Below are 18,988 nucleotides of genomic sequence, written 5' to 3'. Positions count from 1 at the left end.
CGTGTCGGCGAGCCTCGTCTAGTCCTGATCGTTCGTCGTCGAGGCGTCGTCGAGCTCGGTGTAGCTGAGGAACGCGAGGGCCATCTCGTCGTTGGTTCGCTGTCCGAAGCCGACGCTGCGGTCGGCGTTGAAGCCGCGCCGCACCCCACGCTCCTCCGTGCTGTCGTACCAGAAGCTCGCCTCGATGCGGGTGCCCTTCGGCAGCAGCTTCGGCTCGCGGTACTTGTAGGTCACCTGCCAGCCCTGGTCGTAGTGCGGCACGTCGAGCAACAGCTCCTCCGTACCGTCGGGATAGTAGGCGGTGTAGCGGGACGCGATCGCGCGCAGGTGCGCGTGCGGCCACAGGTTCAGCACCAGGATGTCCTTCTCGAGCGTGCGGGCCATGCCGACCCGGTAGCGGGGGTGGTTCGGCGGAATTTCGAACCCGTTGTTGCCGAGGGTATCGGTGATCACCTGGTGGGCGACCGGCCGATCCTCGACGAAGAACCCGACCTCCGCCTGGCTCGTGAACGACGTCCCGGGGCCCGGCTCCTTGTTGAAGTGCATGTTGAAGTTGAGGACCGACCCCTTCTCGACCAGCAGGCCGTAGCCGTCGGGGAGCATACCCGACTCGCCGCCCTCCGCCACGCAGCTCAGCAGGCCGCCCAGGGCCACCGCCGACTTGTTCGCGCCCGTGATGACCTTGCCGTCCTCGGGCCGCACGAACGCGCACATGTGATGCACGCCCGAGCCCTCGGCGCCGGTCCGCAGCTCCCAGCCGCGCACCCAGACGTCCTCCGGCACCACGTCCTCCGGGATCCGGACGTCGAACGAGATGTTGATGTCGAAGGCGTCGTCCGGCACCACGAACGGCTCTTCCATGCGCACGACGAAGTCGGGCGTGCCGTGGGACCAGCCGTCATGCAGGTCTTCCGGCCAGACCGGCGCCGGCGGCGCAGCGGCCCGGTCGCCGGCGGGCGCGCCCGCGTCGACCCAGGTCAGGATCGTGTCGATCTCGGCGTCGGTCAGCCCGCGCTCGTTCTCGAAGACCCCCTTCGGCTCGGAAGCGAACCAGGGCGGCATCTCGCGCGACTCGACCTTGCGGGCGATGGCGCGGGCCCAGGGGCGGGTCTCCTCGTAGGTCATGAACGACATGGGAGCTACCAGACCGCTGATGTTGTGGCCCGACGGACGGTGACAGGTCTGGCAGTTCTCCTGGACGATGGGCAGCACGTCCTTGTAGTACGTCGCCGCAGCCTCGTTGGCCGCCGACGCCGGACCCGCCAACCCGATCACGACGCCGAGCGCCGCGACGACCGACACGATGCGTGAAAACGTGGTCATTCCTGGATCTCCTCACCGTCCGCGGAAGGCCGACTGATGCATCTCGACTCACAAGGGTACACGATCTACCCGACACCCGAACAAGCGCCCCTGTCGACACCTCCATCGACCATCGACGGGGGTTCAACGTGCCGTCTTCTACTGCTCGGACGCTTCCCGCTCTTGCGCGCGGGCGCCGGAGAGCAGATTGAGCATCCCGTAGTTCCCCTCGTGGCAGGCGTACTCGAACAACGGCGCCGCCCCGCGCTTCATCGGTATCGCCGCCGTGAACGGCCGCGTGAAGCTGGTCGGGTCGTCGACGGTGAACTCGTAGAGAAGCGTATCCTCCGCCACCCGCCGGAACCGCTCCGTCAGGTGGAGGGTTCGTCCTGTCCCGATCGCCGATACCACCGATGGACTGAAGCTGGAGGTGAGGCCGGTGAAGTTGGTGGTCTCGACGACCAGCGTGTCACCCTCCCAGTGGCCGCGCGAGCTGCCCATCCACTGCCGCATGTCCTCGGGCAGCGCGTCACGCCCGTCGAGCGGCACGATGCGCGCGTCGTGGACCATCTCGTTGAGGATGACCACGTGGTCCGACGTCTGGAAGAGCTGCATGTTCTGGTTGTAGCCGCCGGGCACGATAGGCGGGCCGGTGTTGAATCCGAGCAGGCAGCGCTCGGCGAGCCCGCGGTCCTCCGGACCGTGCGTCCCGATGCCGCCCACCCGGAACCGTACCGGGCGATCCGGCGGCGCCGTGTCGTCGTTGGACGTGGCCTGCCGCTTCGCTTCCGGCCGCGGCTCGGGGAGCCGGCCGGTCGGCGGCTCGACAATCAGCGACGTGCGGCGGTCATCCACCACGCCGGCTCCGCGGTCGAACCAGAAGTTGTTGTAGGCGCCGACGTCGCCGCCGACCGGCAACGGCTCGGTGCGGATCTCGCTCGGCCGATCCGCCTCGATGGCCCGCTGCACCGCGGCCGTTTCGATCTCCGCGGCCTCTTCCGGCGTCAGCAGCGCCTGGTCGGCGCGGTCCTCGGGCCGCTGCAACGGCGTCAGCGTGCGGAAGTCCCAGACCCCCTGCAGGTTCGGCTTGCCGTCGGCGAGGCGCGGCGGCTCGAACCTGGGCTGGGCCGCGGCCGGCGCCGTCGAGCCCAGGGCGAGCGCGAATACGATCAGCGCTACGGCGCATCGTCGGTTACTCATAGCAAGCTCCTGGATGTTCATGGGGGCAAGTCGCAACTCGTGCGGATCAACGAGCGTCGCCGCATTATAGGCGCTACGGACGCTCGCCTCATCGAATCCGGACTGCCGTGGTCCACGCGAGCCCGCTGCGTCGGGGTTGACGTCGCTCGTCTGCAGTTGCAGCGCAACCGAGTCGGCTGTTCCGACTGTCCGGATGCCGGGTCAGGAAGGCGCGCCTCGGCGTCCGATCTGCGCGCGGATACGTGTGATACTATAGACATGAACCCCCCGGGAGAGAGACCATGACGGACCAACAGGCTCTGCTCAGCGCCGCACTGGGGGTTGGGGCCATCTGCGCCACTGTCGCGGGATCCTCGTGCTCGACGAACGCGCGGATCGGTGATCTCCAGGCGAACCTGCTCGATTTCCGAGCAGAGGTCAGATCGGAGATCCAAAGCGTGCGCGACGAGATACAGGGCGTGCGGAGCCTCTTGATCGACCACCTCGAGGGGCACGATCAAGGCGCGCCGGACGACTGACACGCGGCTAAAGCTAAACGGCGGTCACCGTCCTTGCGGCGGGTCCAGCACCGACAGCGCGTTGTCTGCGAGCCGGCGTCCGGTCAGTCCGGATTGACGCAGGCGAAGTTCGCCGCGTCGTCGATGCTGCCGCTGCCGTCGTAGCGGGCCACCCGCGGATAGACGCAGAGCGGGCGTGAACGGCGCACCTCGCCGTTCACCACCTTCGACGCGATGATCCGGTCCGGCGCCTCGCCCTGTTCCACCCAGCGCTCGATGGCCGCCACCGCGTCGAAGCGGTCGGGACCGGGACCGCCGCGGCAGTGCGCCACCCCCGGCGCCATGAACAGGCGGTAGAAGTCGGTGGTCTGCTCCAGGCCGCCCATCGCGGCCAGCACGTCCTCGTAGTACTGCACCGCGTAGTGACCGGTGATGAGCGCGTCGGCCCAACCGTGGTAGCTGATGAGCTTGCCGCCCCGCGCCTTGAACGCCGACAGGTCCGGGTCGATGGCGTTCAGCGCCGTGGCCAGCGTTTCGTCGTTGCCCAGGGAACGGTTGTTGGCGCGGTCCCAGTCCGCGTCGAAGTCGAAGCGGTTGAGGTCGTAGTCCGGATCCTCGAAAACGCTGTACTTCATGAACTGGGCGGTGCTGCCGCCCGGCTCGGTGATGCCCGACCAATAGCGGGCCCAGCCGCCGAGGCCGTCCGGCGCCTCGAAGTGCTCGCTGCCCAGCGCGTAGCCGGGAAACAGCGACTCCCCGGTGCTTGGCCGCACCGGTCCGGCGTAGATCGCCCGCGCCGCGGCGACCTGTCCCGCGGTCAGGCAGTCCCCGGCGTCCTCCCCCTCGCACTGCAGCACGCCGGGATCGAAGTCGCAGTTGCGGGGATCGTCGATCAATTCGTCCTCCAGCCCGTCCAGTCCGTCGCACGCCGCCATCACGGCGGCTCCGAGCACGGGCAGCTTGGCGCGCGGGAGGTCCTGCTCCGGGTCCCGAGTGGTAGCGAGCCCGGCCCAGAGCTCAGCGGTCATCAGGCCGATCCAGTGGTTGGCCGGCGCGCCCGCCACGATGCCGTCGTAATCTTCGGGGTAGCGTTGCGCCTCCATCAACGCGTGATGACCGCCCTGCGAGCAACCGACGAAGTATGAGAAGTCGGCATCGCGGCCGTAGTAGGCGCGGGCAACCGCTTTTCCGGCCACGGTTGCCTCGTGCTGCGCGCGGTACCCGAAGTCGACCAGCCGCACCGGGTGTCCCAGCGACCAGCTTCCGTCGAAGCCGCTCGTGCTGGTGTGGCCGTTGTCGGTCGCCACCGCCGCGTACCCTCCGGCCACCGCCGCGGCGAGCTGCCGGTAGCGGATGGCGCCGGCCGAGCCCCCGGATCCGATGCCCTGGAACCGGCCGTTCCAGTCGTCCGCGGGAGGCAGCCAGACCTCGAACCGGATCTCCGAGCCTGCCTCCGGACTCGCCAGGCCCGCCACACGGCAGAAGGAGACGTCCTCCACCGTGAAGCCGCGCGAACTGAAGGTCTCGGGCGGCGCAAAGGGAGGCGTTATCTCCTCCGCGACGGTGATCGTCGTATGCGGCAGGCCGAGGTCGGCCCCCATGACGGCGGCGCAGGCGTCACCCTGAGCGGCGGCTGCGACGGCCGGCGCCCCAACCGCGCGGTGAGCGCCGATTCCGACGGACGACAGCGTCCCGAGAGTGGCACAGACCGTCGCGAGACAGAACGCATGGAACAACCGGGCCGTCATGGAACCTCCCCGCCGGACGTGACCCGGCTACTGCTCGGACGCCTCCCGCTCCTGCGCGCGGGCGCCGGAGAGCAGATTGAGCATCCCGTAGTTCCCCTCGTGGCAGGCGTACTCGAAGAGCGGCGCCGCCCCGCGCTTCATCGGTATCGCCGCCGTGAACGGCCGGGTGAAGCTGGCCGGGTCGTTGACGGTGAACTCGTAGAGAAGCGTGTCCTCGGCAATGCGGCTGAACCGCTCGGTCAGATGCAGCGTGGCGCCGGTTCCCACTGCCGAACGCACCGAGGGAGCAAAGCTCGCGGTCAGGCCGGTGAAGTTGGTGGTCTGCACCACCAGGGTGTCGCCCTCCCAGTGGCCGCGCGAGCTGCCCATCCACTGCCGCATGTCCTCGGGCAGCGCGTCACGCCCGTCGAGCGGCACGATGCGCGCGTCGTGGACCATCTCGTTGAGGATGACCACGTGGTCCGACGTCTGGAAGAGCTGCATGTTCTGGTTGTAGCCGCCGGGCACGATAGGCGGGCCGGTGTTGAATCCGAGCAGGCAGCGCTCGGCCAGACCGCGGTCCTCGGGACCGTGCGTCCCGATGCCGCCCACGCGGAAGCGCACCGGCCGGTCCGGCAGCGACGTGTCGTCGTTGGTCGTCTCCTGCCGCCTGGCCTCCGGCTTCGGCTCGGGAATCCGCCCGTTCGGCGGGTCGACGATGAGGGACGTGCGGTGGTCGTCCACCACGCCGGCCCCGCGGTCGAACCAGAAGTTGTTGTACCCGCCGACATTGCCGCCGACCGGCAACGGCTCGGTGCGAATCTCGCTCGGCCGATCCGCCTCGATGGCCCGCTGCACCGCGGCCGCCTCGATCTCCGCCGCCTCCTCCGGCGTCAGCAACGCCTGGTCGGCGCGGTCCTCGGGCCGCTGCAGCGGGGTCAGCGTGCGGAAGTCCCAGACCCCCTGCAGGTCCGGCTTGCCGTCCGCGAGGCGCGGCGGCTCGAACTCGGACTGGGCCGCGGCCGGCGCGGCGGACACCGGCGCGAAGGCGAGCAAAATCAGAACGAAGGCGAATCCCCGGTTACTCATCGCATGCTCCTCGCTTGGCCGTGCCGGCGGGACGCTCCGCCTCCGGCGGGTTCCAGGCACTCTTTCGCATTATAGGCGCTGGGCGCGAAGGCGCATGACGCCCGCCCGATGATACGTGCCATACTATAGGCATGAACCCCCGGGAGTGACGACATGACGGACAGGCAGGTTCTGCTCAGCGCTGCGCTGGGGGTTGGCGCCATCTGCACGACGGTCGCAGGCTCCTCGAGCTCGACGAACGCGAGAATCGACGATCTCCACGCCAACCTGATGGATTTCCGAGCGGCTGTTCGCGCGGAGTTCCAGAGCGTGCGCGACGAAGTGCGCGGCGAGATTCAGAGCGTGCGCGGCGAGATTCGGAGCGTGCGCGACGAACTGGAGGGCGTCCGAGCGGAGATCCGGGACGTACGAGTTGAACTCCGGGACGTGCGCGACGAACTGGGGGGCGTGCGCGGATTGTTGATCGATCACCTCGACGGGCATGAGCGAGACGGACCCGGCGAGTGAGCGGTCCGGATCCTGCTGTTGGCAGGCGATGGAGACGCCCTCACCGGAGCGCATTGGAGCCGGCCCGGAACGCCGCCATCACCTGCCTCGTCTAACGCGTTGCCGTTCGGCAACAGCGTCGGCCAGCCGCCGGGCGGCATCGCCGGGCGGACCGGTTGAGGAGACACCGCTCGAACGGGTCGTCGCGACGGCGCGTCAGTCCTCGGCCGGCCGTAGCGTCAACCGGTGCGCGGCCCGCTCCTCCACCGCCCCACGCGTAAAGAGCAGGGGGAAGTACTCGCCGTTGCCGAGGTTCGGCGCCAGGTTGCCGTAGTACGGGCTGCCGGGCTGGGCCGACTGCCCCGGGGCGTTGCTCGCGACGGAGCGATCCGGATCCGCAAGGTCGATGATGCGCCGGAAGTTGGCGCCGGTGGCGTTGAGCGAGCCGAAGCCGCCGGGACGCTCCACCGCCGGCAGGTCGAACGCCGGGGCCAGCATGTGCGCCAGCTCGCTGGCGTGGACCCGGCCGTGGCGCCACTCGGCCCGGTCGGGACCGAGCTCCTCGCCAAGCCGCTCGATCGCGGCCGTCAAGCCCTGCTCGACAAGCGCCTGCCGCTCGGCCGCGGGCGTTTCATCGTCCCGGACGGCATCGTCGACTGCGGCGTTCCAGCGCACGTAGAGCGCTCCCGCGATGCTCTCCCGCGAGACCGTAGCGTCCCAGTCGGCGATCAGGCCGCGCGCCCATTCCACATCCGGGTCGTCGGACGTCCAGCCCCGGAAGGCCGGGATGTCCCGCTCGGCCGCGAGCAGGCGAGAGTCGTGCTGGATGCGCTTGTGGTCCTCCACGGAGAGCACCTCGCCCGCGCCGAGGATCTGGTGCAGGCGCGCTATGCGCGACGTCTCCACGCCGCGCGAGGTGTGGTAGAAGACCGGCCGCCCCTCGTAGCCGGGCGGGTGAACATTGTTGTTGGCCGTCGCGACGTAGCCCCGCTCGGGATTGAACTCCCGCGGCAGGTCCTCCCGAAACCCTTGCCACTCGTAGTCGCCGTTGCCGGGCACCGGCAGCCGGCCATTCCAGCCGTCGCGGTCCGGGGTCAGGCCGGTCACCTGCAGGGCGATGTTGCCGTCCGCGTCGCCGCAGACCAGGCTGTGCGTCGGGACCAACCAGTGCATCGCGCGCTCGAAGAAATCGGCGCAGCTCTCCGCCTGGGCGAGCTGGAAGCTGCCCTTGTAGGCGGCGGTGCCGGGCTCTTGCACGACCGAGCGCACGGCGTAGGCGACGCGGTTCTCCAGATCCTCGTAGAAGACGGGGCCGTGCCGGCTGAACTTCAGCACCACCGGCTCGGGCTCCTGCCCCTTGACCGGGATCTCCTCCTCGATGACCCGCAGCGGCTCCCAGCCGTCCTGCCAGCGCACCAGGTCCGGATCCTCCGGGTGCAGCTCCTCGACGTAGACGTCGACCATGTCGGTGCCGGCGAAGGTGAAGCCCCACGCCATGCGGTCGTTGCTGCCCGCGTCGACCCCGGCGAAGGGCGGCTCGCCGCCCCCGATGACGTTCCAGCCGGGCGCCACCAGGTGCACGAAGTAGCGCAGCGCCGGCATTTCGATGCGCCGGTGGGGATCGTTGGCGAGAATCGGCACCCCGGACGGCGAGCGCTCGCCGGTCATGACCCAGTTGTTGCTCCCTTCGGTCGCGATCGGCCGGGGCGAGACCTGGCGGGTCTGCAACCCCGGAGCCGCGACCAGTGCACGGTACGGCTCGACGATCTCCAGCGCGGGCAGACGCCCCGTCACGAACGGGTCGCCGTCCCCGGCGCGCATGGCGTCGAGGATCTCCTCGGTGATGATGCTGACGTCGAGCCCCTCCGGTACGACCAGGTTGTCCCACGGGTCCGGGGCGAAGCGCCGGTTCGCCTCCTCCGCGCCGTAACGGGCGACGTCGAGGGCGAGCTGCATCTCGTGGATGGCGTGCCCCCGCACGCTCGGCACGCCGAGCGCGGCCCAGCGCAGCACGGCAGTCTCCGCCGTCCAGGGCAACGGCTCGACGCCGGTGAGCTGGAACTCCACCGGCAGATTGTCTCGGTTCTGCTCGATGAAGGCGTTGACCCCGCTGGCGTGCGCGGTGAACAGCCGGTGGGCGTCGGGGTGATAGCTGGTCCACTCGGTCTCGTCCCACGGCCCGCGGAACATCATCAGCCGGGTGCGGCGGTCGTAGTCGAGCGCCTCCGGCCCGAAGACCTCGGCCAGCCGCCCCTCGCGCCAGCGGCGCCACATCTCCATCTGCCACAGCCGGTCCTGGGCCATGACGTAGCCCTGCGCGAAGAACAGGTCGTCGTCGTTCTGCGCGTAGATGTGCGGCACGCCCCACTCGTCGCGGATCACCTCGACCGGCTCCTTCAGGCCGGGCACCGCCAACTCCCCGTCGATCGTGGCCAGCGCGCCTCGTGCGAGCTCGTCGAGCGAGGCGGGGCCTCCGGATTCATCGGCGGCGCAGCCGGCCGTGGCCGCCGCCAACGCGATCAGCGCCGCGCGGGCGAACCACGCGAGCCCGAACCCGGGGCCGCGGTGTCCGAACCGGCGGCCGAAACCTTCCGACGTCCTTGCGAAGAGTTCTGACATCGTCTGCATCCTCGACGTTCTCGAGCGTTCCCGGCGGCTCGACCGCATGCGCTCGGGGAGAGACCGTGACCGCCAGGCAGCGGTTCGTCCGGCGGCACGGATTGCGCCGGCGCGCGGTCCACCGGCGCCTGCCACCGATCATCGCCTTTCCGCGGCGCGGGCGCAATCCCTCCGACGCGCGCCAGGCCGCGGCAGCACGTGGGGCCCGCTTCCACGGGCGGACGCCATCCCGACCACGTGACATAATCGCGGCGGGTTCGGGCACGTAGCCCGCGAAAGGAGGACTCATGAGGGCGCGGATGTACCTGATGTCAGCGGTGGCGGCCGCCTGCCTGCTCATTCTGCCCGCCGCGGGTGCGGCGCAGTGCGATCCGGACGGCGACGTCGAGTTCGTCTGCGGGCCGGTGAGTCCCGAAGACCTGGCCGCGGTGCCGGACTCTCCCTGGGTCATCGTCTCGAGCATGATGGATGATGGCCACCTTTATGCGACCGATGCCCGCGACCACTCCTCGCGGCCGATCTTCCCGCTCGACACCTCGGCGCCGCGCCACGACACCGCGCTGTACGGCGCCTGCCCCGGTCCGGACACCAGCGGCTTCCAGCCGCACGGGCTCGGCCTGCGCCCCGGCGACGAGGGGGTGCACACCCTGTACGTGGTGCGCCACGGCGCCCGCGAGTCGGTGGAGGTCTTCGAGCTCGACGCGCGCGGCGAGGTGCCCGCCGCCACCTGGATCGGTTGCGCCGTGGCGCCCGCAGGCGTCGGCCTGAACTCGGTAGCGGCGCTCCCGGACGGCGCCTTCGTCGCCACCAACTTCCAGCGCTCGACCGGCGAGCTGTGGGAATGGCAGCCGGGCGCCGGCTGGACGGAGGTGCCGGGCAGCGCGACCGCCGGCCCCAACGGCATCGAAGCGTCGCCCGACGGTGAATGGCTCTACATCGGCGGCTGGGGCACGCAGTCGCTGATCCGACTGTCGCGGGGCCGGACGCCGGTGGTGGTCGACTCGGTCGACGTCGGTTTCCACGTCGACAACGTCCACTGGGCGCCGGACGGCACGCTGCTGGCGGCCGGCCACGCGGGCACTGGGCCGGACTCCATTTTCGCCTGTCTCGGCCAGGGCGCGTGCGACGGGGTCACGTCGCGGGTGGCGAAGATCATCCCCAACAGCCTTGCCCAGGAGGAGATCGTTCGTTATCCCTCGAACGATCGCATCATTCTGGGCACCGTCGGCATCCAGGTCGGCGACGAGATCTGGGTCGGCGCGGTCGGCGGCGGCACGCGCATCGGGCGCTTCCCCGCGCCGTAGCCTCCACGGAACCGGACGAGGCACGCCATGACCACCGGCATCCGGAAGTTCACCGTCTTCGCCGTCGCGATCCTGGTTTCCTGGATCGCCGGGGCCAGCGTCCCCCCGACGTGGACCGTCAACCGGGTCACGCTGGACGTGCTGACGGACGACGACGGCGGGCTGTACTACCTGTCCGAGGGCAGCCCCGCCTACTTCGACGCCGTCCCCATCGAGGAGGCGCAGCTCGATGCCGCGGCGCTCGCCGCCTCCGGCGGATCGCCGGACCTCACCGAGGAGTTCGTCTCGGCGGTGGAGACGCGCGACGGGCGGACCGAGACCGTCTACTACCGGCTCGAGGCGCGAGCGCACTGGGGCTGGTGGTCGCTGCTGCCGGCCGCGGTGGCCGTGATGCTCTGCTGGCTGACGCGCGAGCCGGTCACCTCCCTGGCCGCCGGCATCGTCTCTGGCGCGCTGCTGCTCGGCAAGTACGACATCACGGGCGAGGTGATGATCCCGTCGCTCGCATCCACCAACTCCGCTGGGGTCCTGCTGCTGTACCTCTGGCTGCTCGGCGGGCTGATGGGCGTCTGGTCGCGCACCGGCGCCGCGCAGGCGTTCGCCGAGTTCATGACCGCGAAGTTCGTTCGGGGACCGAAGACCGCGAAGCTGGTGGCGTGGGCGCTCGGCATCGTGTTTTTCCAGGGCGGGACGGTCAGCACCGTCGTGGTCGGCACCACCGTCAAGCCGATCGCCGACCAGCAGAAGGTCAGCCACGAAGAGCTGGCCTACATCGTCGACTCGACCGCTTCGCCGATCGCCTCGCAACTCGCCTTCAACGCCTGGCCGGGCTACGTGCAGGCGTTCATCTTCGTTTCCGGGGTCGGCTTCCTCGCCACCGAGGCGGACCGCATCGCCTTCTTCTTCCAGAGCGTGCCGTTCTGCTTCTACGCGATCTTCGCCGTCCTGGGCACGTTCCTGCTGAGCATCGAGAAGCCGATCTACCTCGGCAAGCGCCTGGGAGCGGCCATGCAGCGCGCCCGCACGACGGGCCAGCTCGACGCCGAAGGGGCCGACCCGCTGAGCACGAAGGAGCTGCAGGCGAGCAAGGTGCCGGCCGGCTACACGCCCCACGTCCTGGAGTTCTTCCTGCCGCTCGGCGTGCTCATCGCCATCGCCATCGGCACGTTCGTCGCCTACGGCTCTCCCAACGTGCAGTGGGCGTTCGGAACGGCGCTGCTGCTCGCCGCGGGCATGGCCCTGGGCAAGGGGATGTCGCTCAAGGACCTCATCTCGGGCTTCCACGACGGCATCAAGGGCGTGGTCCTCGGTTCGGTCATCCTCCTGCTCGCGATCACCATCGGCAACGTCAGCACCGAGACCGGCGGGGGCGTCTTCCTGGTGGAGCAGCTCGGGGACGCGTTGCCCTACTTCCTGCTGCCGGTGATGCTGCAACTGATGACGATGGTCATCGCCTTCTCCACCGGCACGAGCTGGGGCACCTACGCGGTGGCGTTCCCGCTGGCGATGCCGCTCGCGTGGGCGGTGGCGGGCGCACAAGGGCTGTCGCACCCGGAGTTGTTCATGACCCTCTGCTTCGCCTCGGTCATGGACGGCAGCGTCTACGGCGACCAGTGCTCGCCGATCTCGGACACCACCGTGCTCAGCTCGGTCTGCACCGGCTGCGACCTGATGGATCACGTGAAGACGCAGATCCCGCAGGCGTCGGTGGCCGCCGGACTGGCCGCGGTCTGCTGGACCGTGCTGGCGTTCTTCACGGCGTGAGCTGCGCGGGACCACTCACCGCCGGCGCGACGGGCCGCCATCCGCGTGCGCGAAGCGGGCGCCGCCCGAGCCGCGACGGTGTAGTCTCGTAGCATGCGCATCGGCATCCCTGCGGAGATCAAGGCGGACGAGCACCGCGTCGCCATCACCCCGTCCGGCGTCGCCGCGTTCATGGCGCGCGGGCACGAGGTGGTCATCGAGGCGGGAGCCGGGGTCGGCAGCGCGATCCCCGACCAGGCCTACCAGGCCGCCGGCGCCGGCGTGGTCGACGGTCCGGACGCGGTATGGGAACGCGCGGATCTCGTCCTCAAGGTGAAGGAACCGCTCGATCCCGAGTTCGACCGGATGCGGCCCGGCCAGATCGTCTTCACCTACCTCCATCTGGCCGCATCGCGTGAGTTGACCACCCGGCTGCTCGATCGCCGCGTGGTCGGAATCGGCTACGAGACGGTGCAGTTCGCCGACGGGACGCTCCCGTTGCTCGTGCCGATGTCAGAGGTCGCGGGGCGGCTGTCGATCCAGGCCGGCGCCACGTCGCTGGAGATGCGTTCCGGCGGCAAGGGCATCCTGCTGCCCGGGGTCTCGGGCGTCCGCCGCGGCCGCGTGACCATCATCGGGGCCGGCGTCGTCGGCCTCAACGCCTGCGTGGTGGGCGTCGGGTTCGGGGCGGACGTCACGATCATCGACATCAATCCGTTACGCCTGGCCTACGTCCGGGACGTCGTCCAGGGCCACGTCACCACGCTGATGTCGAACGCCGCCAACATCGAGGGCGCGGTGGCGTCCGCCGACCTGGTCCTCTGCTCCGTCCTCATCCCCGGCGCCCGCACCCCGCGCCTCGTCACCCGCGCCCACCTGGCGCAGATGGAACCGGGATCGGCGCTCGTCGATGTCGCCGTCGATCAGGGGGGCTGCGCCGAGACCAGCCGGCCGACCACCCACCACGACCCGCGCTACGTCGAGGAAGGCGTGGTCCACTACTGCGTCTCGAATATGCCCGGCGCCGTGCCCCATACGTCGACCTACGCCCTGACCAACGCCACGATGGCCTACGCACTGGAGATCGCCGACCGCGGCTGGCGCGTCGCCGCCGCGCGCGACCCGGCACTCGCGAAGGGCGTCAACGTCGTCGACGGGCACGTGACGCACGAGGCGGTGGCCGCCGCCCACGGTCTGAGCTGTGTCTCCCTCACTGAGACCTGATGGCCTGAGCAGCCGGTGCGCGTACCGTTCTGCTGGCAACTGTGTACGAAAACAACTACGGCGTTCATCGTGCGGCTACAATGATGGACTGAACAGGTCACGTTGAGGAAGCGCCAATGCCGGGCCAGGGTACTGTCCGAACGACGCCGACGAATGGACGGTGAGTTCGCCATCGCGGCGAAGTGGCCGGAATCCCAAGAAGCACAGAATGGTGAAACCAACCAAGGTTAAGGCTCTCGAGCGTCTCCAAGCAGCGCTGGACGAAATCCCCGATTTGAAGGCACTAAATGCTGAGTCTCCCAGATTCAGCAGGTGGACAAGAAACACCGAGGTAGCCATCACGAACACCTTCGGCGACGACACCCGCCACCTTCAGGACTTCACTTCTATCAACTATTGCGTTATGTTCGCTCCCGCATCCTTACACGAGACTCATGAAGCTTATGTCAAAGGCTTGGTGTCTGCTGCTTCTGTCCTCGCATCGATGATTGACGAAGTCACGGAATATTGGCCGAGCGATGATCAGTCCAAGCCCCCTGCTCGGAGCCAGCAGGAACGATTAGTAATGGGCCATGAGGTGTTTCTTGTTCACGGCCGCGATGACGGTGCCACGCAAACCGTGGCGAGATTTCTCGAGCAATTGACACTTGAAGCGGTGGTGTTGGGCGAGCAGCCGAGTCACGGACAGACAATCATCGAGAAATTCGAGAAATATGCGCACGTCAAGTTCGCCATTGCGTTGCTGACACCTGACGATACCGGGTCGCTTGAGGGTGAACTTCCGACGCATCGAGCCAGACAGAACGTGATCTTCGAACTCGGCTACTTCATAGGCAAGCTCGGTCGGAAAGGAGTCTGCGCGCTGACCAAGGGCGAGGTAGACATTCCCTCCGACTACTCGGGTGTCGTGTACATTACGTTGGACGAGCCTGGTGCGTGGAAGTTGACGCTCGTCAAGGAGCTCCAGACTGCCGGTTTCGACGTCGATGCGAACCGGGCCTTATGAGCACACGACGCTCGACTCGCCGAAGCTTCAATGGCTATTACCGACTGGGTCACATACCCGACGAGCGCTGCGCGACGACCGAACGAAACAGATCACAACCAGGCCAGCAGCCCTCGATCCGGCAACACGCGCCGCAGGAACTCCTCGACCGGCAGACACCAGACACCGTTGATCCGCAGACGCTCTCGGCCGCGGTAGAGCACCGCGGTCTCGGCCTCCGGGTAGTCGTCGCGGAATGCCCGCAGCGACCGCAGATCCGTGGAATGCACCCTGGCCGCGTTCTTGACCTCGAACGCCTGTACGCCCGCTTCCCCATAGACGACGAAGTCGACCTCCGCACCCGCCCGCGTCCGCCAGAAGAAGAGCTTCGCGTCGCGTCCGGAATACGCTACCCAAGCCCGAAGATGCTGGGCCACCAGTCCTTCCAGCGCCTGCCCGTCGATCTCCTCGGGACGGTCCAGCGGCCCCTTCGGGCGCAGCGACCGGAACACGCCAGCGTCGAACAGGTAGAGCTTGTCGTGCCTCACGGTCGCGCGCTTAGCCCGTTTCCGGAAGACCGGCAGCCGGAACGCCAGCAGCAGGTCCTCCAGAATGCCGACGTATCCGGCGACGACCTTCCGCTCGACCTCGCACTCGCGGGCGACCGCCGAAGCGTTGAGCTGCGCGCCGTGGGAGAAGCTGATCGCCTCCAGAAAGCGGGTGAAGCTCCCGACGTTGCGAGTCAGGCCCTCCGCCCGCACTTCCTGGTCGAGGTACAGGCTCGCGTAGCCGGCCAGGACCTCCGCGGGATCGAAAGCGCCGACCACGAGGGGTACCAGGCCGAATCGCAATGCCCGCTGAAGGTCGAATCCCGGCAGCTCGGCCGCCATGAACGGATGCAGCGTGCGTTGAACGGCCCGGCCACCGAGCAGGTCCACGCCGCCGCGTCGCAGCTTCCGGGCGCTCGATCCTGTCAGGATGAAGCGCGGCGGCGACGGCTCCTCCATGACTGCATGAACAACCGTGAGCAGCTCCGGCACGCGCTGGATCTCGTCGATGACCACCGTCTCTCTTCCGGGTGCGCCTGCGAGCAGTTCTCGCAGGCGCTCGGGGCGGGCACTCAGGTTGCGGTGAGTCGATGGATCGAGCAGGTCGACGAACAGGGCGTCGGGGATTCGGTCGTGCAACCACGTGGATTTCCCCGTTCCACGGGGGCCGAACAAGAAGCAGCTCTGGTTCGGAACCTTAAGAAATCGACCTATAAGTTCCATTATGAGTTGGAAAGTGGAGATACTGATTCCAGTTTAAGCACTGCGGGCATCCAGAATCAATCCTTCCCGCAGTGTCCGACACTGGCGGGGGACGAGGGCTGCGAAAGCCACCGCACGGGTGGCTTCCGTCCCCTCCGCGGCGTGCTATCGTGAACACATGGCGGAGCATGACGAACGGGTCGCGGCCGGCCGGGAGAACACGATGCAAACCGGGCCGCTCGGGTCCACGATCCACGTGCTGCGCGCCGACGCCGGAACTATCGCCGCGCTCGCCGGCATCGACTGGAACCGGTCGTTCTCGCGTGTGTGCCTCGATCCGCTACGGGGGCTCATCACCCTGATGACGCCCTCGCGGCTGCACGAGGATCTCACCGACATCCTCGCCCGTATCGTGGACGCCGCGGGAAACGCGATCACCGGCGCCGCCAGAGATCTCCGGCATACCCGTCTCCGTGCACCCGACGATCCGCCGGACACGGGAATGGAGCCGGACTGCGCCTTCTACCTCGGCGAGCGAGCGAGGGCATACCGCAACGCCCTCGCCGAGGGCGAAGCCGCGGCGGACGCCTTCCTGGAACGGACTCCGCTCGACCTCGTGGTCGAAGCCGAGATCACGCACGGCGACGAGAGCAGGATCGGACGCTACGCAGACTTGGGAGTGCGCGAGCTCTGGCGGCTGCACGGCCGCAAGGGCACCCGCGACCTGCGAGTGGAGTTCCTTGCCCTCCGGCCCGGGACGATGCCGCGCGAACTCGCGGCCTCCGAGGTTCTCGGCGGCCTCACGCCGGACGACATCTGCGAGGCCGTGGATGGAGTGCGCCTGAGTGTGACAATCGACGAGTGGACGTCAGCCGTCGCCCGCATCGTGCGCCGCCGCCGGCGCGCCAGCGTGCGCGTACGCGACGAGGCGCCGCCGTACGCGGCGCGCACCGGTTGAAGTGGCACGCCGCTCTTCGCAGCCTGGCCGACCGAGGCCCTGGCAAACGACCCGGCGCTGGTCCCCCGACGCAGAGACGTTGGACCGGTGCGGAGCAAATCGGCCAAGGCCGACGGTCGATCACCGCGCCGAGTACGGCGGCGGCTCGCGGTAGACGTTGCTCAGGTGCACCGCCGCCGACGCGTAGTCGGCCAACCCGACGGTTCCGGCCGGCGGATTGAATTCGATCGGCGCGCCTACCGACATCTTGCCTTCGCCCTGGTCCTCCGCGTCGAGGTGCAACTCGACCACGGTGAAGGCGGCCGCCGCAGGACCCGAGCCGTCGCTGCCCGCCCACGGTCCGTTGCGATCCCACCTTCCGAGGGGGCGGTCGGTCACCAGGACGATGCGCTCGCCGCCATCGTCGTCCTCGGTGCGGTGCGCGTACTTCAGGGCGTAGCCCAGGCTGCCGCCCGTCCAGATGAACCCCACCGTCGGCAGATCCTGCAACGCGCTCTCGAGGTCCTCACCCTCCCCGGCGGTCTGCCCGGCCGCCGGCGTGATCAGCGACAGGACCGTGCCCCGATCCTCGTCGCCGGTCCAGCGGAGGACGTTAATCCGCAACTCCACCCCTTCGGTGCTCACGGCGCCGGTGGTCGTGCCCCGGAAGGTCTCCAGGTCATCGGTCTGCGCAGCCGCCGGGGCCGGCGCAGCAATCGCGAACGCCAGGAGCGGAGCGAGGACGACGACGCGATTCACGAGAGTCGCGGGTGCAGGCATCGGACACCTCGGTATGAGTAGAGTGACGCAGTCGACGTCGAAGTATTCCCGTCCATCTGTGTCCGTGTCAAGAGTCTTGACCAAAAGACAGATGACGCTACACTCCGTGCATGGACCGCGGACCGGTCGAGGTGATGATCGAGCGCTGGGAGCGCGAGCGCCCCGACCTCGACGCCTCGTCGCTGCAGATCATCGCCCGCCTGTCGCGTCTGGCCCGTGCGATCGACGAGGACGCCGCCGCGGTGCTGCAGGAATACAACCTGACCGACGTCGAGTTCCAGTTGCTCGCCGCCATCCGCACCGCCCCCGAGAGCCGCGCCGCCCCGCGCACCCTGCTGCAGCCGCTGATGGTGACGTCGGGGGGATTGACCAACCGGATCGACCGGCTCGAGGCCGCGGGTTGGGTGGTGCGCGCGCCCAACCCGGACGACCGGCGCGGCGTCTTCCTGGAACTCACCACAAGCGGCCGCGAGCTGGTGGATCGCGTGACCGCGGCGTACCTGCGGAACCAGGGGGAGCTGCTGCGGGAAGCCCTCACCGCCGAGGAGCGCACGCGGCTGGCGCCGCTGTTGCGCAAGCTCCTCGACTCGCTCTCGGCGCGCAATACCAAGCGCAAGCCGATCCCGCCTGCGGAGTCCGCAATCTGACGGCAACCGGACCGCGCTTCTAGGAGAGGGGCACGACGACGTCGAGCGTGTCGCCGTCGCGCAGGATCGTCACCGTCACGTCGTCGCCGGGACTGTACCGGTCGAGGACGGCCCGCAATTCTCCCTGCGATCTGATCCGCTCGCCGTCGACGGCCTGGATGACGTCGCCGACCTGCGTGACCTGCCGGCCGTTGCGGGACAGCTCCGTGCCGCGCAACCCGGCTGCCGCGGCGCCGCCGCCGCGTTCCGTCCCGACCACCAGCACGCCGCTGGCGCGCAGCCGCCCGAGAACGTAGCGACTCAGGTAGCCACGCCCGTCCATCCTGATCCCGAGCCGGGGAGGCGTGTATTCGCCGGTGTCGATGATCTGCGGCACGACCCGACTTACCGTGTTGACCGGCACGGCGAAGCCGACGCCCGCCGACGCCCCCGACGGGCTGGCGATCTGCGTGTTGACGCCTATCAGGCGCCCCCCGCTGTCCAGCAGCGGTCCACCCGAGTTGCCCGTGTTGATTGCCGCGTCGGTCTGGATCACGTCCTCGATGGGCGTCCCGTCGAGTCCTTCGATACGCCGCCCGAGGGCCGACACGATTCCCGTGGTGAGCGTTGCGCTCAGACCGAAGGGGTTGCCGATGGCATAGACCCTCTGCCCCACCCGCAACCGGTCGCTGGCGCCGATGGTCACGGGGCGCAGCGCCGGCGCCTCGATGCGCAGCACGGCCAGATCGTGGGACGCCGACCCGCCGACCCACTCGGCATCGTAGGTGGTCTGGTCGGACATGACGACCTCGACGGCCTCTGCGCCCCGTACCACGTGGGCATTGGTGATCACGTGCCCGTCATCGTCCCAGACGAAGCCGGTCCCGGTGCCCTGCGGCACCTCGCCGCCCATGGGACGCCCGAACCAGTCCGTGCGCCTGGCGAGCGTGGTGATGTAGACCACCGACGGGCTGGTGCGCTCGAACAGCTCGACCGTCGCCCGCTCGTCCGGCCGCAGATCGGCCGGGATCGGCGGCAGGGCCCGCTGCGGCTGTCCGGCCGAAGGCAGCGGCGCGGCAATCCGATGCGCGGGCGGGGGTGGAAGCGGGCCGGGCGCGCAGGCGGCCGCGACGATCGCCGGCAGGATCGACAATGCCGCGAAGGGCAGGACGAGCCGGCCGGCGCGCGGGCGAGGTCGTGCGTCTCTCATTGTCCGGGC

At 69.0% G+C, this 18,988-nt stretch carries 16 protein-coding genes; 8 read left to right on the top strand and 8 right to left on the bottom strand.

Features of this window, described 5'->3' with window-relative positions:
• Positions 1–18: 18 nt before the first annotated feature.
• Both F4X11_09230 and F4X11_09225 read right to left on the bottom strand, forming a co-directional pair.
• A complete protein-coding gene (locus tag F4X11_09230) occupies positions 19–1,323 on the bottom strand; it encodes a hypothetical protein (protein ID MYN65196.1) in 1,305 nt (434 codons plus the stop codon).
• 138 nt (positions 1,324–1,461) lie between these two features.
• Positions 1,462–2,502: a hypothetical protein gene (locus F4X11_09225; GenBank protein ID MYN65195.1), complete on the bottom strand. Its 1,041-nt coding sequence runs from the start codon at positions 2,500–2,502 to the stop codon at positions 1,462–1,464.
• A 281-nt stretch (positions 2,503–2,783) separates the two neighbouring features.
• Here F4X11_09225 and F4X11_09220 point away from each other — a divergent pair, with 281 nt between their 5' ends.
• Entirely contained in the window at positions 2,784–3,020 is a 237-nt protein-coding gene (locus tag F4X11_09220; protein ID MYN65194.1) for a hypothetical protein, read from the top strand.
• Between the two features lie 83 nt (positions 3,021–3,103).
• On the opposite strand, the gene F4X11_09215 is transcribed toward F4X11_09220, so the two are convergent.
• Together F4X11_09215 and F4X11_09210 are read right to left on the bottom strand one after the other, a co-directional pair.
• Complete coding sequence (locus F4X11_09215) at positions 3,104–4,747, bottom strand: tannase/feruloyl esterase family alpha/beta hydrolase (GenBank protein MYN65193.1); 1,644 nt, start codon at positions 4,745–4,747, stop codon at positions 3,104–3,106.
• 27 nt (positions 4,748–4,774) lie between these two features.
• A complete protein-coding gene (locus F4X11_09210) occupies positions 4,775–5,815 on the bottom strand; it encodes a hypothetical protein (GenBank protein ID MYN65192.1) in 1,041 nt (346 codons plus the stop codon).
• Positions 5,816–5,968: 153 nt separating this feature from the next.
• Between F4X11_09210 and F4X11_09205 the strand changes: the two genes are divergently transcribed.
• Positions 5,969–6,322 carry a hypothetical protein gene (locus F4X11_09205; GenBank protein MYN65191.1) on the top strand — a complete coding sequence of 118 codons (354 nt, stop codon included), beginning with the start codon at positions 5,969–5,971 and terminating at the stop codon, positions 6,320–6,322.
• A gap of 195 nt (positions 6,323–6,517) precedes the next feature.
• Here F4X11_09205 and F4X11_09200 read toward each other — a convergent pair whose 3' ends face one another.
• A complete protein-coding gene (locus F4X11_09200) occupies positions 6,518–8,968 on the bottom strand; it encodes a penicillin acylase family protein (protein MYN65190.1) in 2,451 nt (816 codons plus the stop codon).
• A 239-nt stretch (positions 8,969–9,207) separates the two neighbouring features.
• Between F4X11_09200 and F4X11_09195 the strand changes: the two genes are divergently transcribed.
• The 4 genes from F4X11_09195 (at position 9,208) to F4X11_09180 (ending at position 14,197) form a co-directional block, all read left to right on the top strand.
• Positions 9,208–10,224 carry a WD40 repeat domain-containing protein gene (locus F4X11_09195; GenBank protein ID MYN65189.1) on the top strand — a complete coding sequence of 339 codons (1,017 nt, stop codon included), beginning with the start codon at positions 9,208–9,210 and terminating at the stop codon, positions 10,222–10,224.
• A 27-nt stretch (positions 10,225–10,251) separates the two neighbouring features.
• On the top strand, positions 10,252–11,988 hold the full coding sequence (locus F4X11_09190; protein MYN65188.1) for a sodium:proton antiporter: 1,737 nt from the start codon (positions 10,252–10,254) through the stop codon (positions 11,986–11,988).
• A gap of 93 nt (positions 11,989–12,081) precedes the next feature.
• Entirely contained in the window at positions 12,082–13,191 is a 1,110-nt protein-coding gene (gene ald, locus F4X11_09185) for an alanine dehydrogenase (protein ID MYN65187.1), read from the top strand.
• Positions 13,192–13,399: 208 nt separating this feature from the next.
• Positions 13,400–14,197: a hypothetical protein gene (locus F4X11_09180; GenBank protein ID MYN65186.1), complete on the top strand. Its 798-nt coding sequence runs from the start codon at positions 13,400–13,402 to the stop codon at positions 14,195–14,197.
• Positions 14,198–14,289: 92 nt separating this feature from the next.
• Here F4X11_09180 and F4X11_09175 read toward each other — a convergent pair whose 3' ends face one another.
• Positions 14,290–15,447 carry an ATP-binding protein gene (locus tag F4X11_09175; protein MYN65185.1) on the bottom strand — a complete coding sequence of 386 codons (1,158 nt, stop codon included), beginning with the start codon at positions 15,445–15,447 and terminating at the stop codon, positions 14,290–14,292.
• A 157-nt stretch (positions 15,448–15,604) separates the two neighbouring features.
• On the opposite strand from F4X11_09175, the gene F4X11_09170 reads away from it, so the two are divergent.
• On the top strand, positions 15,605–16,384 hold the full coding sequence (locus F4X11_09170; protein ID MYN65184.1) for a hypothetical protein: 780 nt from the start codon (positions 15,605–15,607) through the stop codon (positions 16,382–16,384).
• A gap of 120 nt (positions 16,385–16,504) precedes the next feature.
• Here the strand turns inward: F4X11_09170 and F4X11_09165 are convergent, their stop codons facing one another.
• On the bottom strand, positions 16,505–17,143 hold the full coding sequence (locus F4X11_09165) for a hypothetical protein (GenBank protein ID MYN65183.1): 639 nt from the start codon (positions 17,141–17,143) through the stop codon (positions 16,505–16,507).
• 110 nt (positions 17,144–17,253) lie between these two features.
• On the opposite strand from F4X11_09165, the gene F4X11_09160 reads away from it, so the two are divergent.
• Positions 17,254–17,790, top strand: coding sequence for a MarR family transcriptional regulator (locus tag F4X11_09160; protein ID MYN65182.1), 537 nt, complete (start codon positions 17,254–17,256; stop codon positions 17,788–17,790).
• Positions 17,791–17,809: 19 nt separating this feature from the next.
• Here the strand turns inward: F4X11_09160 and F4X11_09155 are convergent, their stop codons facing one another.
• Positions 17,810–18,979, bottom strand: coding sequence for a trypsin-like serine protease (locus F4X11_09155; GenBank protein ID MYN65181.1), 1,170 nt, complete (start codon positions 18,977–18,979; stop codon positions 17,810–17,812).
• Between the last annotated feature and the right edge of the window lie 9 nt (positions 18,980–18,988).

The organism is Acidobacteriota bacterium (assembly GCA_009861545.1).
GTDB lineage: Bacteria > Acidobacteriota > Vicinamibacteria > Vicinamibacterales > UBA8438 > WTFV01.
This window is presented reverse-complemented; position numbering and strand designations above follow the sequence as displayed.

Coding starts and splice junctions, on each gene's coding strand:
- ald (MYN65187.1), top strand. CDS start 12,082: ATGCGCATCGGCATCCCTGCGGAGATCAAGGCGGACGAGCACCGCGTC.
- F4X11_09155 (MYN65181.1), bottom strand. CDS start 18,979: ATGAGAGACGCACGACCTCGCCCGCGCGCCGGCCGGCTCGTCCTGCCC.
- F4X11_09225 (MYN65195.1), bottom strand. CDS start 2,502: ATGAGTAACCGACGATGCGCCGTAGCGCTGATCGTATTCGCGCTCGCC.
- F4X11_09160 (MYN65182.1), top strand. CDS start 17,254: ATGGACCGCGGACCGGTCGAGGTGATGATCGAGCGCTGGGAGCGCGAG.
- F4X11_09210 (MYN65192.1), bottom strand. CDS start 5,815: ATGAGTAACCGGGGATTCGCCTTCGTTCTGATTTTGCTCGCCTTCGCG.
- F4X11_09215 (MYN65193.1), bottom strand. CDS start 4,747: ATGACGGCCCGGTTGTTCCATGCGTTCTGTCTCGCGACGGTCTGTGCC.
- F4X11_09165 (MYN65183.1), bottom strand. CDS start 17,143: ATGCCTGCACCCGCGACTCTCGTGAATCGCGTCGTCGTCCTCGCTCCG.
- F4X11_09175 (MYN65185.1), bottom strand. CDS start 15,447: ATGGAACTTATAGGTCGATTTCTTAAGGTTCCGAACCAGAGCTGCTTC.
- F4X11_09170 (MYN65184.1), top strand. CDS start 15,605: ATGGCGGAGCATGACGAACGGGTCGCGGCCGGCCGGGAGAACACGATG.
- F4X11_09200 (MYN65190.1), bottom strand. CDS start 8,968: ATGCGGTCGAGCCGCCGGGAACGCTCGAGAACGTCGAGGATGCAGACG.
- F4X11_09190 (MYN65188.1), top strand. CDS start 10,252: ATGACCACCGGCATCCGGAAGTTCACCGTCTTCGCCGTCGCGATCCTG.
- F4X11_09205 (MYN65191.1), top strand. CDS start 5,969: ATGACGGACAGGCAGGTTCTGCTCAGCGCTGCGCTGGGGGTTGGCGCC.
- F4X11_09180 (MYN65186.1), top strand. CDS start 13,400: ATGGTGAAACCAACCAAGGTTAAGGCTCTCGAGCGTCTCCAAGCAGCG.
- F4X11_09230 (MYN65196.1), bottom strand. CDS start 1,323: ATGACCACGTTTTCACGCATCGTGTCGGTCGTCGCGGCGCTCGGCGTC.
- F4X11_09220 (MYN65194.1), top strand. CDS start 2,784: ATGACGGACCAACAGGCTCTGCTCAGCGCCGCACTGGGGGTTGGGGCC.
- F4X11_09195 (MYN65189.1), top strand. CDS start 9,208: ATGAGGGCGCGGATGTACCTGATGTCAGCGGTGGCGGCCGCCTGCCTG.